Source organism: Streptomyces sp. NPDC054786 (assembly GCF_053611685.1).
Genome location: NZ_JBSHAW010000007.1, coordinates 95,895 through 111,485, shown reverse-complemented (window position 1 = coordinate 111,485; position 15,591 = coordinate 95,895). Strand labels below are relative to the sequence as shown.

The 15,591-nt window shown below is 67.6% G+C and carries 14 protein-coding genes and 1 pseudogene; 6 read left to right on the top strand and 9 right to left on the bottom strand.

The features are described from left to right. The first annotated feature begins 427 nt into the window (after positions 1 to 427). Positions 428 to 811 (top strand): VOC family protein, encoded by a 384-nt coding sequence (locus ACWGI6_RS08470; protein WP_453266781.1) that lies wholly within the window; start codon positions 428 to 430, stop codon positions 809 to 811. 66 nt (positions 812 to 877) lie between these two features. Here ACWGI6_RS08470 and ACWGI6_RS08465 read toward each other — a convergent pair whose 3' ends face one another. The 3 genes from ACWGI6_RS08465 to ACWGI6_RS08455 are packed head-to-tail and all read right to left on the bottom strand — an operon-like array spanning position 878 to position 3,270. Then, positions 878 to 1,558 (bottom strand): VC0807 family protein, encoded by a 681-nt coding sequence (locus ACWGI6_RS08465; protein ID WP_453266780.1) that lies wholly within the window; start codon positions 1,556 to 1,558, stop codon positions 878 to 880. Next, positions 1,555 to 2,760, bottom strand: coding sequence for an FAD-dependent oxidoreductase (locus ACWGI6_RS08460; protein WP_453266779.1), 1,206 nt, complete (start codon positions 2,758 to 2,760; stop codon positions 1,555 to 1,557). Before ACWGI6_RS08460 ends, ACWGI6_RS08465 begins: the two co-directional genes overlap by 4 nt. 48 nt (positions 2,761 to 2,808) lie before the next feature. Then, a complete protein-coding gene (locus tag ACWGI6_RS08455) occupies positions 2,809 to 3,270 on the bottom strand; it encodes a MarR family winged helix-turn-helix transcriptional regulator (RefSeq protein ID WP_453266778.1) in 462 nt (153 codons plus the stop codon). Between the two features lie 72 nt (positions 3,271 to 3,342). On the opposite strand from ACWGI6_RS08455, the pseudogene ACWGI6_RS08450 reads away from it, so the two are divergent. Then, a pseudogene (locus ACWGI6_RS08450) lies at positions 3,343 to 3,609 on the top strand (class I SAM-dependent methyltransferase); the annotation flags it as partial. Positions 3,610 to 3,711: 102 nt separating this feature from the next. On the opposite strand, the gene ACWGI6_RS08445 reads toward ACWGI6_RS08450, so the two are convergent. The 5 genes from ACWGI6_RS08445 to ACWGI6_RS08425 form a co-directional block, all read right to left on the bottom strand. After that, on the bottom strand, positions 3,712 to 4,890 hold the full coding sequence (locus ACWGI6_RS08445; RefSeq protein WP_453266777.1) for an ABC transporter ATP-binding protein: 1,179 nt from the start codon (positions 4,888 to 4,890) through the stop codon (positions 3,712 to 3,714). A 95-nt stretch (positions 4,891 to 4,985) separates the two neighbouring features. Beyond that, entirely contained in the window at positions 4,986 to 5,819 is an 834-nt protein-coding gene (locus ACWGI6_RS08440; RefSeq protein ID WP_453266776.1) for a carbohydrate ABC transporter permease, read from the bottom strand. Beyond that, a complete protein-coding gene (locus ACWGI6_RS08435; protein WP_453266775.1) occupies positions 5,819 to 6,733 on the bottom strand; it encodes a carbohydrate ABC transporter permease in 915 nt (304 codons plus the stop codon). Before ACWGI6_RS08435 ends, ACWGI6_RS08440 begins: the two co-directional genes overlap by 1 nt. Next, positions 6,730 to 7,896, bottom strand: coding sequence for an ABC transporter substrate-binding protein (locus ACWGI6_RS08430; RefSeq protein ID WP_453266774.1), 1,167 nt, complete (start codon positions 7,894 to 7,896; stop codon positions 6,730 to 6,732). Before ACWGI6_RS08430 ends, ACWGI6_RS08435 begins: the two co-directional genes overlap by 4 nt. A 480-nt stretch (positions 7,897 to 8,376) precedes the next feature. Continuing rightward, positions 8,377 to 9,477, bottom strand: coding sequence for a LacI family DNA-binding transcriptional regulator (locus tag ACWGI6_RS08425; RefSeq protein ID WP_453266773.1), 1,101 nt, complete (start codon positions 9,475 to 9,477; stop codon positions 8,377 to 8,379). A gap of 622 nt (positions 9,478 to 10,099) precedes the next feature. Between ACWGI6_RS08425 and ACWGI6_RS08420 the strand changes: the two genes are divergently transcribed. Further along, positions 10,100 to 10,603, top strand: coding sequence for an ATP-binding protein (locus tag ACWGI6_RS08420; RefSeq protein ID WP_453266772.1), 504 nt, complete (start codon positions 10,100 to 10,102; stop codon positions 10,601 to 10,603). Positions 10,604 to 10,920: 317 nt separating this feature from the next. On the opposite strand, the gene ACWGI6_RS08415 is transcribed toward ACWGI6_RS08420, so the two are convergent. Continuing rightward, on the bottom strand, positions 10,921 to 11,985 hold the full coding sequence (locus ACWGI6_RS08415) for a LacI family DNA-binding transcriptional regulator (protein WP_453266771.1): 1,065 nt from the start codon (positions 11,983 to 11,985) through the stop codon (positions 10,921 to 10,923). Between the two features lie 431 nt (positions 11,986 to 12,416). Between ACWGI6_RS08415 and ACWGI6_RS08410 the strand changes: the two genes are divergently transcribed. From ACWGI6_RS08410 to ACWGI6_RS08400, 3 genes are read left to right on the top strand one after another with little or no spacing between them, the layout of a single operon-like run. Further along, a complete protein-coding gene (locus ACWGI6_RS08410) occupies positions 12,417 to 13,721 on the top strand; it encodes an ABC transporter substrate-binding protein (RefSeq protein WP_453266770.1) in 1,305 nt (434 codons plus the stop codon). Positions 13,722 to 13,739: 18 nt separating this feature from the next. Continuing rightward, the gene (locus ACWGI6_RS08405) at positions 13,740 to 14,756 is read left to right on the top strand and encodes a carbohydrate ABC transporter permease (protein ID WP_453266769.1); all 1,017 of its coding nucleotides are present in this window, start codon (positions 13,740 to 13,742) and stop codon (positions 14,754 to 14,756) included. Next, complete coding sequence (locus ACWGI6_RS08400; protein WP_453266768.1) at positions 14,753 to 15,586, top strand: carbohydrate ABC transporter permease; 834 nt, start codon at positions 14,753 to 14,755, stop codon at positions 15,584 to 15,586. Before ACWGI6_RS08405 ends, ACWGI6_RS08400 begins: the two co-directional genes overlap by 4 nt. The last annotated feature ends 5 nt before the right edge of the window (positions 15,587 to 15,591 follow it).

The following is a 15,591-nucleotide window of genomic DNA, read 5'->3' as shown; positions in this document are numbered from 1 at the left end:
CGAGAGCACTCAACACGACGCCGCGGCAGCCACGCTCGGCAAGACCGAACTCGCGCAGGTGCGCGGTCCGGCGGACCGCGGGCTTCCGCGTCCACGGTGCAGTCGTCCCGGGACACGGATTGCGCGTCGCGTGCCCGGCGGGTGGCGGCGCCGACAGTTGATTGTCGACGGCCATGCCTCGCCCTTCCCCTTCCCCTCCCCCTCGAAAGCCGCGGAGGCGGTGACAGGCAATGTCATCAACGGCTGGACGCTCTGGCACCGCTCCGACGGCACCACGCTGGACGAACTGCGCCGTCGGCGGCCCAGCGGCGAAGGCAACCAGGCCGTTTCCTTCGAATCGTCCAGCACAACGCGATCGCGTTGCCTGTGTCGCCCTCCAGCACTCGGCCGACGATCGACTCTCCGGGTGTCTACGTACACTGAGGGCATGGCATGCCGCATCAGTGAACTGGTCATCGACTGCGCCGACCCTGACCGGCTCGCCGCATTCTGGAGCAAGGTCCTGGGCTACGTCGAACTCGGCCGGGAGGACGACGGAAGCATCGAGATCGGGCCGCCCGACGCCGGCTTCGGCGGCCCGCAGCCCACCCTCGTCCTCAGCCCCAGCAGCGACCCGCGGACCGGGAAGCTCCCACTGCACATCGACGTCAACGCCACCGACCGCGACCAGGACGCCGAGCTGGAGCGGCTGCTCGCTCTCGGCGCCAGGACCGTCGACGTCGGTCAGACCGGTACCGAGAACTGGCACTGCCTGGCCGACCCGGAAGGCAATGAATTCTGCCTCCTGCACACCCGGCTCCAGCCCCTCTGACCACGTGCGTCCTGGCGCCAAGCCGCTCGGCCCGTTCGAGTCGGGCCGGGGGTTTGCTCGTCGGTGTCAGCGCCCGAACTTGCCGCCGAAGGCCGTGGATGGCTGGGACGTATCGGTGGACCGCTGCTGTTCGGCGTCGACGATGCGGGACAGGCGCGGTATGCGTGACCGGAGCATCACCAAGACCGCGAGGATCAGAGCGATCCCCGGCACCTTCTGCAAGCCGTCGGCCTGGCTCACCGGATACGAGTAGACGATCACCACGTTCAGCATGGCGTAGCCGAACATCGCGGCGGCGATCGCGGCGGTGAGCCGGCGGTGGGTGGCTCGCATCTGCGGGGAGTTGTGCCAACTGCGCTCGTACGCCGCGGCCCGCTCCGCTTCGCCCTTGGTGGCCATCGGCGTGGCTCCGGTGTAGGTGAGGGGGCGACCGCGCCAGCAGGAGAGCAGGAAGACGGCGGCGGCGACGGTGAGGTAGACGGTGGGGCGCAGCAGTGCCAGCCGGGCGTCACCCGAGACGGCCAGCAACACGACTGTCGCCGTCAGTTCGGCGATGACGAGCAGGCCGAGCACGTCCACTCGCCGGCCGCGAATCATGCGTGGAACGGTGTACCCTGCGGTGGCCGCGCAGGCGGTGATCAGCGCGGGCACGTCGGCGACGCCGAGCCAGTGCAGCAGGTAGTAGACGACGGTCGGAACGATCAGGTCGGACAGGGTGGGCAGCAGGGCCCGCAGGGTCCTGATCATCGATGGTTCTCCTTTCCGGCATGGCGAATCGCCTGGGCGAACCGCTCGCCGTAGCGCAGCGACTCCGCCACTGCGGCGAAGCCGTACCGGCGCATCTCGGTCTCGTACGCGGCCACCGCCGATACCGGCCGAGCGGGACGCCGGACGGCGGTGAGCTTGTCCGCGAGCACGGCTGCGTCGCGCAGCGCGGTGTTGGCGCCGGTGCCGCCGGCCGGCGACATCGGGTGTATCGCGTCGCCGAGCAGGGTGACCCGGCCGGCCGGCCAGGTGGGCGGCCGGTCGGCGACGCGTACTTTCTGGACGAAGCAGTCTTCCGGTTCGGCCTCTCGCACCGCTTGGTGCAGCCCGGGGTGCCATCCGGTGGTCGCGGCGACCGCGTACCGGTGCAGATCGGCCGGCGACGCGGTACGCCACTGCTCTTCGCTGACGAACGGTTCTCCGCTGAGCACCCACATCAGGTAGTCGGGCTCTGGGTCCAGTGACACCGGCGGCGTCACCGCGGCGGCGGCTTCCAAGTGCGGTTGACGGGTTCGGTAGGCCCCCCAGATCCCGACGCGGCCTTGCGGGGCGACCGCCACCGCGACCCGGTCGAACAGTGACGCGGGCAGCCGGTCGCGCAGTGCTGCGCGCAGTGTGGTTCTCCCCCACAGGCAGCGGACGCCGGTGTCGCGGGTCCGTACGTGGGGCAGCAGGCCGGCACGCACGGCCGAGCCCACGCCGTCGGCTCCGACCAGCAGGTCGCCCTCGGCGGTCGAGCCGTCGGCGAGGAGGACCCGCACCCGGTCGGGGGTCTGCTCGAAGCCGACCACCTCCTGTCCGAAGCACACCTCCCGTTCCAGGCCGGCCAGCATGATCTGGCGTAGCGTCAGTCGGTTGACCCCGGTGTGGTCCCGAGGGGCGGCAGTGCCGTCGACGCCGATGTCGGTCGCGTACAGCGGGTGCATGTGGTGGTTGAAGACGGCGACCCGGGCCCGCGCCTCGTCGTTGGACGTGGCTAGGTACAACCGGAACAGTTCGTGCGGTAGGCAGGCGGCGAGGGCGTCGCCGCCCACGCGGTTGATGTTGATCCGGTATCCCCGCCGGTCGGCCCGTACCGTCGGCGTCCGCTCGAAGACCGTCACGGCCAGATCGGCTTGGCGCAGCGCCTGGGCGAGGGCGAGGCCGCCCACCCCCGCACCGGCGATCAGTACCCGAAGTGTCATGCGATCCCCCGTGGTGGTGTGCACTTGGTCGTGCGCTCCGTCGAGTGCTCACCGGTCCAGGTGTGGATTGCCCACCTTCGCCTTGGACTCCTCGAATCTGGTCAGCAGGTCGGCCAGGGTTCGCACGTCCGCGGCGTCCCAGTCGGCGAGGAAGGCCGTGAAGCGGTCGAGGCCCTGCTCGGTCAGCCGGTCGAGCGCGTGCCGTCCGGATTCGGTGAGCGCGACAAAGCTGGAGCGGCGGTCCGCCGGGTCCGTCGTCAGTGTCACGTGGCCGGCCTGCTGAAGCGTCCTTAGTTGGTGGGTAACGGCCGATCGGTGCACCTCCAGGGCGGAGGCGATGTCGGACGGGCGCACCGCTTTGTCCGGGACCTCTCGCTCCGCCCAGCCGAGTACCTGGAGGACGGCGAGGGACGCTGCGTCCGGAATCCTGCGCCGGGCCCGCTCCACACCGGCAGTCACCGTGTTCACCGCGAGCGCCAGCCGTGCCACGTCATCTCTGCTTGGTCGCATGACACCACGGTAATGTAGTTGATTGACTTAATCAACTGGATCGGTGCACGTTCGACACGATCGTCTCGGCGAGCGACGGCGTTCCAGTGGAACGATCCGGCGGTGCGGAGGGTCAATGCCGCCGACGCGCCGCGGCCCGGAGGCGCCCTCGCCGTGATCGCCACGCAACATTCGGCAGGCGCCGGCGAGAGTTCTTCGTCGAGGTCCAGGACTGCTCCGAGCGTTTCGATCCGGCCCCCTCCAGGGCTGCGGCTCCCTGCCGCAGAGGACGTCGACACCTCGGATCACGCGGACGAGGTCGCGATCAGCGGCCGGTTCGGGGGAAGCCTTCGCCGACGAGGTCTACGGGGGCTTCCATCACGAGCGCTGTACAAGTCGGCCACGGACAATGCCGGTGCTGGGAAGGCCGATGCTTGGGGGAAGGCGGCGAAGGGCGCGGGGTCACCTGCCCGGCCGGGTCAGGTGGATTCCGGTGGTGGGGTCGAAGACGCGGATTTTGGCGGTGTCGAGCCACAGTTGGAGTGGCCGGCCTTCGCGAGCGTGGGTGGCCGGGTTGAGTCGGGTGACCATCGGCTCGGGGCGTTGGCCTGCCGTAGCGGGTTCGGCTTCCGTTGCGAGCGCCCGTAGTTCGGCGGTGGTGGGGCTGCGTTCCGTGGTGAAGTACGCGTACACGTCGGAACCCAGGGGTTCCAGCACGTCGATCGTGGCGGTGAAGGTCACGCCGGTAGCTCGCCGCTCGCCGGTCAGTGCGGCGTCCTCGAAGTCCTCGGGGCGCAGGCCGACGATCAGCTTCCGCGGCGCGTTACGGCGTTCCAGGTCCTGCCGCTTCCGGCCGTCCAGGGGCAGCGCTCCGAGCGCGGTGCGCAGTGTGTCCTCTTCGAGTACGGCGGGGAGGAGGTTCATCGGGGGTGCGCCGATGAAGCCCGCAACGAACAGGTTTTGGGGGTGGTCGTAGAGGTGCTGTGGTGTGTCGATCTGCTGGACGATCCCGTCTCGCAGCACCACGACGCGGTCGCCGAGGGTCATGGCTTCGCTCTGGTCGTGGGTGACGTAGACGGTGGTGGTACCCAGTCGGCGTTGCAGCCGGGCGATCTGGACCCGCATCTGGACACGGAGATTCGCGTCAAGGTTGGAGAGCGGCTCGTCCATGAGGAAAGCTCTGGGGTTGCGCACGATCGCACGTCCCATCGCCACCCTCTGCCGCTGACCGCCGGAGAGCTGAGCAGGCTTGCGGTCCAAGTGCCCGGTCAGATCGAGAATGCGTGCGGCCTCCTCGACCTTGGCGTTGATCGCGGCCTTGTCCTCCTTGGCCAGGCGCAGCGGGAATCCCATGTTCTGGCGTGCGGTCATGTGCGGGTAGAGAGCGTAGTTTTGGAAGACCATCGCGATGTTGCGGTCCTTGGGCGGGCTGTCGTTGACGATGCCCCCGTTGATGCGCACCGTGCCGGAGGTGATGTCCTCCAGCCCGGCGATCATGTTCAAGGCTGTCGTCTTACCGCACCCGGACGGGCCGATGAGGGTCACGAACTCGCCGTCCGCGATGTCGAGATCGACGTCCCGCACTGCGTATGCGCCGCCGGGGTAGCGCTTGGTGAGCCCCTCCAGCGTGATGCGGGCCATGGTGGTGCCTCCTCAAGTGTCGGTCCTTGACCTGCCGGTCCTCGGTGTCCGGGGGCGCCGGGTCGTCGTAGTCGTCGCGCGGGTCGTTGGCCGGTTCATCCCTTGACGGCCCCGGCGGTGAGTCCGGAGACGATCCGGCGCTGGGAGATCAGCACGAACACGATGATCGGGACGGTGATCACCACGGCCGCGGCGCTGATCGATCCGGTCGGCTGCTCGAAGAGCGAGCTGCCGGTGAAGAACGCGATGGCGGCCGGGACGGTTCGGGCTCGGGTGGTGGCGGTCAGCGAGATGGCGAAGAGGAAGTCGTTCCAGGCGACGATGAAGACGAGGATGGCCGTGGTGATGATGCCGGGAGCCGCCAAGGGGGCGATGACGAGCCGGAGCGTCTGGGCCGGGGAGGCACCGTCCACCTTCGCGGCCTTCTCCAGGTCCCAGGGGACCTCACGGAAGAACACCGCGAGCATGTAGATCGACAGCGGCAGTGAGAACGTCATGTAGGGGACGATCAGTCCTGGCCAGGTGTCGAAGATTCCGAGCAGCCGCTCGACGTTGAACAGCGGTGCGACCAGGGAGATCTGCGGGAACATCACCGCCAGCAGCGAGAAGCCCAGCAGGAGCCGCTTGCCGGCGAAGCGCATCCTCGCCACGGCGTACGCGGCCATCATGCCCAGTGCGACCGCGATCACGGTGGTGATCAGTGCGATGCCGATCGAGTTGATGAGCGCGTGGGTGAATTCGGCGGGCGCGAAGATGCCACGGTAGTTGGCGAGCGACCACTTCTTGGGGAGGAACGAGCCGTCCGAGAGTGCTGCGGGGTCCTTGAATGACAGTGAGACCAGCCAGCAGACCGGAATCAGGGCGTAGAGCAGGACCACGAGGTTCGCGAGGCTCCAGCCGGTGAGTCGCGCGCGACGGGCAGTGGCCATCAGCGTGGTCCCTCCGTGTCGGGTGCGGCAGTGCCGAACAGAGCGATGAAGACGAAGGCGATGACAGCGACACAGATGAAGATCAGGATCGAAACCGCTGACCCGATACCGAGGTTCAGGGCCGTGAAGAGGTTGTCGTATCCGAGGATCGACACCGAGCCGGTTCCGTTCGATCCCGAGGTCAGCACGTAGATGTTGTCGAAGATCCGGAACGCGTCCAGGGTGCGGAACAGCACAGCCACCAGGATGGCCGGCTTCATGAGCGGCAGGGTCACCATGATGAAGCGCTGCCAGGTCGTGGCGCCGTCGACCAGCGACGCCCGCAGCAGCTCTTCGGGCACCAGGGCGAGCCCGGAGAGCAGCAGCAAGGCCATGAACGGGGTGGTCTTCCACACTTCCGCCAGGATGATCAGCGCGAGGGACTGCCAGTGGTGGGTCAGCGGCGCGCTGCCCGCGGGCAGCAGGTTTGCCAGGTATCCGGTACCCGGGGTCCAGGCGTACTGCCAGGAGAAGGCCGCGACCACGGTGACGATGCCGTACGGGATCAGAACCAGCGTGCGCACCGCATCTCGGCCGACGATCGTCCGGTGTATGACCACGGCGAGCAGCATTCCCAGGACGAGTTCGACCGCGACGGACACGACAGTGATCAGCGTGGTCACCCAGAGCGCCTGCCACCAGAGGGGAGAGGAGAGCACCGCTGTGTAGTTACTGAAGCCGATGAAGTGTGCCAGCTTCGGGAACCGCAGATCGTAGCGTTGCAGGGACAGGTAGGCGCTGTATCCGATGGGGTACGCGGTCACGGCGAGGAGGACGAGGACCGCCGGCGCGCACAGCAGCCAGGCCAGCCGCTGTTCCTGCCGAGCCCCCAGGGAACCGACGCGTCGGGGATGCGACTGTTGGCGTCTGCTCAAGGGATCAGCCCCCTGGAGTGCAGGGCGTCCGAGATCTGGAACCTCAGACGGCGGACCGCGCTTACCGGATGGATCTCGGCCGGGGGCGAGAGCGTGTGGGAGATCGCGATCGAGACGTTCTGGTAGGCCGGAGTCTGCGGTCGGAGGCTGGCCGACTCCAGGGCGGACAGTACCTCGCGGGCGAACGGGAAGCCGGCGATGACCGCCGGGTCGGAGTACAAACTCCTTAAGGTGGGCGGTAGTCCGCCCCGGACCGCGGCCATCTTCTGGTTGGCGCGGTCGCGCAGGCAGAGCGCTGCCTGGAAGGCGGCCTCGGGGTGCGGTGAGGAGGCGCTGACGGCCAGGTCGTTACCGCCGATGGTGGTGTGCGCGGGCCGGCCCGGGAACACCCTTGGGTACGGTGCCCACTTGAAACGCCGGAACAGGGACGGGTTGTCGGCCTTCATCGCTGGATACACGTACGGCCAGTTGAGTTCGAAGGCGGCGGTGCCGTTCTCCATGGCGAGCCGGTTCTGGTCCTCCATCTGGTTGGCGAGGGACGGATCGGCGGCCGGGGAGGTAGCGAGTTCACGCATGACGCGGGTCGCGGTCAGCGCCGGCGCGCCGAGGGCGGGCGCGGACGCATGGGGTTTCAGCACCGATCCCCCGGCGCTCGTCACCAAGGTGTTGAACCAGATGGTCAAGCCTTCGTACCGGCCGCCCTGAATTTCCACGTAGTGGGGCTTGTGCCGCTGCGCGAGACGGCGAGCCATCGCCAGCATCTGCGCCCAGGTCGCGGGAGGCTTGGGGACCAGGTCCGTGCGGTACCACAACAGCTGGGTGTTGGCGTTGGACGGGACGGCGTACAGGCGGCCCCGCCAGGTCCCGGTGCGCAGCGACACCGGCAAGGTGTCCTGGACGGCCTGCTGCCGCACCGCGCCGGTCCACGGCAGTACCCAGCGGGCTTCGGCGAATTCCGGCGCCCACGTCACGTCGAGACCGAGGATGTCCAACGTGGGGTCGTGGGCGGCAAGTCTGCGTACCAACTGCTCACGTTGCCGGTCAGCGGCACGCGGCAACTTGTGATAGTCGATCACATAGCGGCCGTGCGACCGTCGGCTGCAGTTGGTGGCGGCCTGTTGGAGAGCTCCGGAGTCATCAGGAAAGGTGTACCAGTTGATCACGGTCCGGCCCGATGGCGCAGGTCCGCCGCACGCAACGGCCAGCAGGAGCGCCGCCACAGCTGTTCGCCGCCGGAAGCCGCTCACGGTACGCCCCTTCGACGCCGACTCCTCGGTCCGGCGAGCCACTACGACACATTAGTCTGTTTTGTCACATCTGGACGGTAGGCAGTACTCGCCCCTCCAGCAAGCACCTGGCTGCGTGTCCCGAGGGAGGTGGGCACGCGGCCGCGCGTACCCACCGAGCCATGCCTCGTGCTCGCGTGGTCGGGGCCGCAACCAAAGGGGCCTCGCTACCGGATCAGGGCAGAGGCGCGCCGTTCCGCGGTCGGCCGATGGGCGATGGGGCGTCTCCACAGACCGCAGCGCCCGTGTGGCCGGGATGCGGAGATCGCGCCGCGCACCGAGCCCCGGTCAGTCACTTCGCGGAGCGCCTGCGTAGCGGCTGGAGGCGCCCGCGTCCGGGGGCACAGTGACGGGACCTCAGGAGCCGTCTCCCGTAAGGCCTGGTGACGGTGGTTCCTGCTGAACCACGGCAGGGGCCTCCGCCTGGTGGTCCGTTGGCGGCGGGGCCGTGCTCCCTCGGGGGATGAGATGGGTGGGGAGCACGATGTGCCGGGTTGGGTCGCTGCTCGGATCCGTGAGGACCGATGAGACAAGCTCGGCGGCGATACATCCCGTGCGCCAAGCGGACTGGGCGACGGTGGACAGGTCGAGAGATTCTGCCAGGGGGTGGTCGTCGAAGCCGAGGACAGACATCCGCCCGGGTACCTCGATACCGCAGGACCGCAGGATGCTCATCACTTCAAAGGCCATGTCGTCGGATTCCACGAAGAGAGCGGTGGGCATCCGCGGCAAGCTCAACAGTGAGCCGACCGCCTCCCGGATGCCGCTACGGCTGTATTCGGCGCGCACCACAAGACTGTCGTCATAGGGCAATCCGGCTTCCTCCAGGGCCTCGCGGTAGCCGACCAGCCGGTCATACGCGCTCCAGACGAAGGAGTCCGCGGCGGCAGACTGAAGATGGGTGATGCGCCGGTGCCCGAGGTTCAGCAGGTACTGCATGCCCTGGCGGGCGCCCGCGACGTCATCGATGTAGACGCTGGCCCTGTCAGGGGCGTGCTGGCTGACGTACACCACGGGTACGCCGAGTTCATCGAGCCGCTCCCGCTCCTCCTCGGTGAGGATGAAGGAGACCACCATCACGGCATCGGCGTTGCGCCGGGCCGGCAGCCGCTCGAAGAAGGCAGCCCGCTCGGTCGTGTCGGTGATGGCGTAGACCAGTAGATCCAGGCCGGCTTCGCGCAGCCCTCCCGCCATGCCGGTAAGGCAGGTGCCGAGGAACCACGGGGCGCGCGGGAGGCCGGGAGTCAATACAGCGACCCGGCGGGTCTTGCCCGTGACGAGACTCGACGCACTACGGGAGAGGGCAAACGACAGCTCCCGGGCTGCCCGTTCCACGCGGATCCGGGCTTCCGGGGACACCGTCGGCACTCCGCGAAGGGCCCGCGAAACCGTCGATGTCGAGACCCCGGCCCTGCGCGCCACATCCGTCAACGTGGCCTGGCGCTGATCTCCGGCCATGGATCGAACGTAGCACGCCGGCCCACTTGCCAGACCCCTGTGGCGCCCGCCGCACCGATCACCGCGACCCCTGTCGAATCCCATGCCGGAACGTCCAGCCCGAGGGCCATTCCTCTCGGTCATCAGGCTTCCCACACCCGAGAAACGTCACGTGAAGAGACAGCTTCCCAACGCAGAGTCAAATCAAGGGGCTCATGCAAAGCAACCACGAGAGCGCTGTCTTTGCAGGTCTCACGAGACCATTTTTTCGGGACGCACCGTCTGGATGTAGCCGACGAATCAGCGGAACATACGCCATCTAGCTGCACTGATGCTGTCGTGAGCAGATGCGAGGGCCTGAGAAAAAATCTTGGCAGCGCTGTCTTGACTTCTTTCAAAGTCGGGGCGCAACCTGAAGGAGAAGTCAAATAAATACGCATTTTGCTCGCATTGCCAGCAAGCGTTGTCCGGACCCAGAAGTGAGAGCCCTGCGCTCAAACCTTGATCACCACCAGGTCGAGCCAGAGCCACACCCGGCAGGCACCCCACATGGGCCGAGATCGCCGTCCGATGACCACCGCCCGATGGCGGCCGCACCGCAGCAAGCCCCTCGCCGTCCATCCGAACGTCAGGCACGACACCCATGCCCACACTCGCAGCGCCCCCGCACGCCGCCCCTCGCTCATCCGCCCACTTCAACCGCCTCCCCTTCGCGGCCGTCACACCGCGGCCCACGCAGCGGCGTGCGCTCATCGCTGTGCCCGCACAGGAGGAGTGGGTGGGCAGCGCCCGCCGTTTCGCGTCCACCACGGTCACCCAATGGCGCCTGTCCAGTGACGAGCACGACAACGCGATGCTCGTCGCGGGAGAACTGGCCGCCAACGCGGCTCGGCACGGGTCCAGCGACATGACGCTGCAGCTCATCCTTGACCCGGGGCTGCTCCGCATCGCCGTCGACGACCACGGAGGCGCGTGCCCCCACCGGGAGCCTTCCGTCGATCACGATCCGGACGAACACGGTCGTGGCATGCACATCGTCAGCCTGCTCGCGACCACGGTGGAGACCCGTCGGCACGACAACGGCCGATGCGTCGAGGCCTGCCTGACCGTGGAGCGCGTTCGCTCAGATGAATCCTCCAGCAGTTGACACGGCCGTGCTCTCGGATGGCTTTGCCCTTACGGGCAGGCGGAGTTGGGTCCGCGCACCCGCACGACGGTGAGTCCGGTGAGGTCCTCGCTGCCACGTCCCAGCACTCGTCCTGTCGCACGCCGTACACAACTCCCGGAGCCAGAAGCGATGTTGACGGATTTTGCGGTCCTGCACCATGGCTTCCGTCTCCCGTCTCGCGGTACCGGCGGTCTCGGGCGCCAGGGTTCGGGGTACCGCGTTGGCCCCAATCAGCAGCCACTGTCGCCGGCAAGACCAAGGGACACACATGGACTGATGCGGCACCAGGACACGACCTAAGCCCCGGGCTCTCCCGCGCCGCCGCCCGTCTCCCCGCCGCCCGGCAGCGGGACCGTACTGCCCCGGGGGATCAGCTGGGTGGGCAGGACGATGTGCCGCGCCGGGTCGGCGTCCGGGTCGTTGAGGAGGGAGCGGGCCAGTTCGCCGGCGGCGCGGCCGATGTCCTCGGGAGACTGGGCGATCGTGGTGAGATCGGACCACTCGGCGATCGGGTGGTCGTCAAAGCCGAGGACGGACATCCGTTCCGGGACGTCGATACGGGTCTTGCGCAGCGTCCAGATGACGGAGGCGGCGAGCTCGTCCTGTTCGGCGAAGATCGCGGTGGGCGCATCCCGCAGGCTGAGCAGCTCACCGACGGCTTCCACGATGCTGCGCTTGTCGGCGACGGGGGCGGCGACCACGAGATCGTCGTCCAGGGGGACACCCGCCTCGGTGAGCGCCTGCTGGTAGCCGATGAGCCGCTCGTTGGAGCTGAAGGCGAATCCGCTGGCGCCGACCGACTGGACGAAGGCGATACGGCGGTGTCCGAGGTTGAGCAGATGCTGGGTGCCGCGGCGCGCCCCGGCCACATCGTCGACATACACGCTCGGGCTGCCCTCGGCGTGCTGGCTGACGTAGATCACCGGCATCTGGAGGTCGTCGAGCCGCGCGGTCTCCTCCTCAGTGAGGTCGAAGCAGAAGACCAGCAGCGCATCGGCGTTCCGTCGGGCCGGCAGCCGCTCGAAGAAGTCGGCGCGCTCGCTCATCTCCGAGGTGACGTAGACGAGCAGGTCCATGCCCGCCGCGCGCAGCCGCGGCCCGAGTGTGGAGACCGCCGAGCCGATGAACCAGGACGTGAGTGTCGGAGTGAGCACGGCGACCACGCCGGTTTTGCCGGTGACGAGGCTGGCGGCCTGCCGGGAGACCGCGAAATTCAGCTCGCGGGCCGCCTGCTCGACGCGCGCACGGACGTGCGGCGAGACCGTCGACAGACCGCGCAGCGTGCGCGAAACGGTGGAAGCGGAGACCCCGGCCCGCTCGGCGACATCGGCCATCGTGGGGTGCCGTTGAGCTGGAGGCATGAGCGGACGGTAGCACAGCGAGCACACCTTCACGAGGGCGATATGACAGCGCTGTCATCCCGGTGCGCGTTGACCTGTCACGCCATCTCCCCTGTAAAAGCTGCATGGTGCACCCGAATGACCTGCGGATTACCGCGACGTAACGCATTGACTTCCCCTGTGCGTCTGCCTAGCTTGGCAGCGCTGTCATGAAGTGGTTGAAGCAATTCAGGCGGAGCGAACCTCCGATGCTTTGACCTGCGACTTTGTCGCGATCAGTGGGGATGGCAGCGCAATCGCGACATATTCGCCATGCCTTCATGGCTCTCTTGCATCCCGTCACATTCCAACGATGCCGCCCGCCCGGACGTCCGCTGCCGTGGTGACCGGCAGACCGCTTCGTCCCACTCGGCCAGGAGAGATTCCATACCGCTCGACCAGGAGAGACAGAGTTGAAAACCAGGACCACCAGAGCACTGAGCGCGGGCGCGGCTCTCGCCGGGCTGGCGTCCGTCGCGGCCTGCGGCGGCAGCGTCTCCGGCACCGTCACGGGCGGCAAGCCCTCCTTCGAAGGGCGCGGCCCCATCACGTACGTCGCCGGCAAGGACACCAGTGGCGTCATCCAGCACGTGCTCGACCGCTGGAACAAGCTGCACCCGAAGGAAAAGGTCACCTTCATCCAGCTGCCGACGGACCCCGACGCGCAGCGTCAGCAGATGATCCAGAACGCGCAGACGAAATCCGATGCCTATACGGTGCTGTCCCTCGACGCCGTGTGGACCTCGGAGTTCGCCGCGCACCGGTGGGTCGACCGGCTGCCGGAGGACCGTTTCGCGCTGCGGCAGATGCTGAAGCCGATCGTGAAGACCGGAGAGTACCGCGACGGTCTGTACGCCGTCCCGATGAGTTCGGACGGCGGGATGCTCTACTACCGCACCGATCTGCTCAAGAAGGCCGGTATCGCCCGGCCGCCGGTCACCTGGGCCGAGATGAAGGCGGACTGTGCCAAGGTGAAGAAGCTGCCCGAGGCGAAGGGCATGTCCTGTTACGCCGGGCAGTTCCAGAAGTACGAGGGCCTGACGGTCAACGTGGCCGAGGCCGTGAACTCCGCCGGCGGCGTCGTCACCGACGCCAAGGGCCGGCCGCACCTGGACAGCCCCCGGGCGAGGAAGGGCCTGGACTTCCTGGTCGACTCCTTCAAGGACGGCACGATCCCCAAGGACGCCCTCACTTACTTGGAGGAGGACGGGCGGCGCGCCTTCCAGTCCGGGAAGCTCGTCTTCCTGCGGAACTGGCCGTACATGTATGCCCTGGCGTCCAAGAAGGACGGCTCCAGCAAGGTCGCCGGCAAGTTCTCCGCCGCGCCGCTGCCCGGCCTCGACGGCCCCGGCACCTCCAGCCTCGGTGGCCACAACATGGCCCTGTCGGCCTCCGCCGAGAACAAGGCCACGGCGATCGACTTCATGAAGTTCTTCGCCAGCCAGGAGATCCAGCGGTTCACGCTGTCCCGCGCACCGGGCGCTCCGACCTACCACGCGCTCTACAACGACCCGAAGCTGATCAAGCAGTATCCGTACCTCCCGACCCTCAAGAAGTCGGTCCTGCGCGCCGTGCCGCGGCCCCGGGTGTTCCAGTACGGCGATGTCACCGCGGCGATCCAGCAGGAGGCCTTTGCCGCCCTGACCGGCAGCAAGAGCAGTGCGCAGGCGCTGAAGGACCTCCAGAAGACCCTTCAGCAGCAGCCCGCGGCGGACTGAGCGAACGAGGAGTACGTCATGGCGACAACACACACCACGGCAGCGCCACGGGCCCCGCTGTCCGTACCGGCCAAGCCCCCGAGACGACAGCGCAAGGCGACCTCAGGGTCCGGTCGGCTCGCGGCCCTGCTGATCTCCCCGACGCTGCTGGTGCTGATGATCGTGGTTCTCTACCCGACGATCGTGGCCCTCAAGGACTCGCTGTTCGGCACCCCGGGACTCGACCCGAAGACCGGATTCGTCCGGGACACCGATCCGTTCGTGGGAGCCGAGAACTACACCGCGATCTTCGGGGCGGCAGGCGCCCGGTTCTGGAACGCGTTCTGGAACACCACCTTTCTCACCGTCACCACGGTCGCGCTGGAAACCGTGATCGGGGTGGCGATGGCGCTGATCATGCACCGCGCCTTTCAGGGCCGGGCCCTGGTCCGGGCCAGCATCCTGGTGCCGTGGGCAGTACCCACCGCCGTCAGCGGTCTGCTGTGGCGCTGGATCTTCAACAGTGACGGCATCGCCAATGCCGTCACCGGTCAGCATGTGCTGTGGACGACCGAGGGCTTCCACGCCAAGGTCGCGGTCATCATCGCCGACGTATGGAAGACCGCGCCGTTCATCGGTCTGCTGGTGCTGGCGGGTCTCCAGGTGATCGACAAATCGGTCTACGAAGCGGCCAGGATCGACGGGGCGAGTGCGCTGCGCCAGTTCCGGCACGTCACCCTGCCCCTGGTGAAGCCCGCCCTGCTGGTGGCCGTGCTCTTCCGGACGCTCGACGCGCTGCGCATGTTCGACCTGCCGTACATCCTCATCGGTGCGCAGAAGACGTCCGTGGAGACGCTGTCGATGCTCGCCCAGGACCAGGCCGCGAATGTACGGTTCGGGCCCGCCGCGGCCTATGCGGTGATCCTCTTCATCTATGTCTTCCTGATAGCGCTGGCCTTCGTCCGGCTGCTCGGTGCCAATGTCGTCGGGGACGACGACGCGGGCCCGAAGCGCAGCCGGTGGCTGCCGCGTCGGCGTACGGAGGTGGCGGCATGACGAAGTCGCTGAACTGGCGCAAGTGGCTGCTGTACGCGGGAGTCGCCGCGGTCGTCGCCTACTGCCTGGCACCGTTCTACTGGATGCTGGTTTCCAGTCTGCGCCGTACGTCCGACATCTTCGACAACTCGCTGTTCCCTACCCGGATTTCGTTCGAGAACTACCTCGCGGTCCTCGACCCCTCCGAGTCCTTCACGCGCGCCTTGCTCAACAGCGTCGTCGTGGCCGGCATCACCACCGTCCTGGCGCTGATCCTCGCCACCTTCACTGCCTATGCGATGGCGCGGCTGGAGTTCCGGCTCAAACGGCTGGTGCTCACTCTGATCATCGCCACCTCGATGTTCCCGGTAGTGTCGATCATGGTCCCGCTGCTGAAGATGTTCGTCGACTTCGGCTGGATCAACACCTACCAGTCGATGATCGTGCCCAGCATGTCCTTCACCCTGCCGCTCGCGGTGTGGAACCTCACCGCGTTCTTCCGGCAGATGCCCCACGAGCTGGAGCATGCGGCCATGGTCGACGGCTGCACCCGCGGCCAGGCCTTCCGCAAGGTCATCATCCCGCTGGCCGCGCCCGGCATCTTCACCACCGCGATCATCACCTTCATCGCGGCCTGGAACGAGTTCCTGATCGCCCTGTCGATGACGAACAAAGCGGAGATGCAGACCGCACCCGTGGCGATCTCCAAGTTCTCCGGGGCCACCCAGTTCGAGACGCCGTTCGGCAGCCAGATGGCCGCCGGCGTCCTCGTCACCATTCCGCTGGTGATCATGGTGCTGGTCTTCCAGCGCCGGATCGTCGCCGGCCTCACCGCCGGCGCGGCGAAGTAGCCCCC

Coding starts and splice junctions, on each gene's coding strand:
- ACWGI6_RS08470 (WP_453266781.1), top strand. CDS start 428: ATGGCATGCCGCATCAGTGAACTGGTCATCGACTGCGCCGACCCTGAC.
- ACWGI6_RS08465 (WP_453266780.1), bottom strand. CDS start 1,558: ATGATCAGGACCCTGCGGGCCCTGCTGCCCACCCTGTCCGACCTGATC.
- ACWGI6_RS08460 (WP_453266779.1), bottom strand. CDS start 2,760: ATGACACTTCGGGTACTGATCGCCGGTGCGGGGGTGGGCGGCCTCGCC.
- ACWGI6_RS08455 (WP_453266778.1), bottom strand. CDS start 3,270: ATGCGACCAAGCAGAGATGACGTGGCACGGCTGGCGCTCGCGGTGAAC.
- ACWGI6_RS08445 (WP_453266777.1), bottom strand. CDS start 4,890: ATGGCCCGCATCACGCTGGAGGGGCTCACCAAGCGCTACCCCGGCGGC.
- ACWGI6_RS08440 (WP_453266776.1), bottom strand. CDS start 5,819: ATGGCCACTGCCCGTCGCGCGCGACTCACCGGCTGGAGCCTCGCGAAC.
- ACWGI6_RS08425 (WP_453266773.1), bottom strand. CDS start 9,477: ATGGCCGGAGATCAGCGCCAGGCCACGTTGACGGATGTGGCGCGCAGG.
- ACWGI6_RS08420 (WP_453266772.1), top strand. CDS start 10,100: ATGCCCACACTCGCAGCGCCCCCGCACGCCGCCCCTCGCTCATCCGCC.
- ACWGI6_RS08415 (WP_453266771.1), bottom strand. CDS start 11,985: ATGCCTCCAGCTCAACGGCACCCCACGATGGCCGATGTCGCCGAGCGG.
- ACWGI6_RS08405 (WP_453266769.1), top strand. CDS start 13,740: ATGGCGACAACACACACCACGGCAGCGCCACGGGCCCCGCTGTCCGTA.
- ACWGI6_RS08400 (WP_453266768.1), top strand. CDS start 14,753: ATGACGAAGTCGCTGAACTGGCGCAAGTGGCTGCTGTACGCGGGAGTC.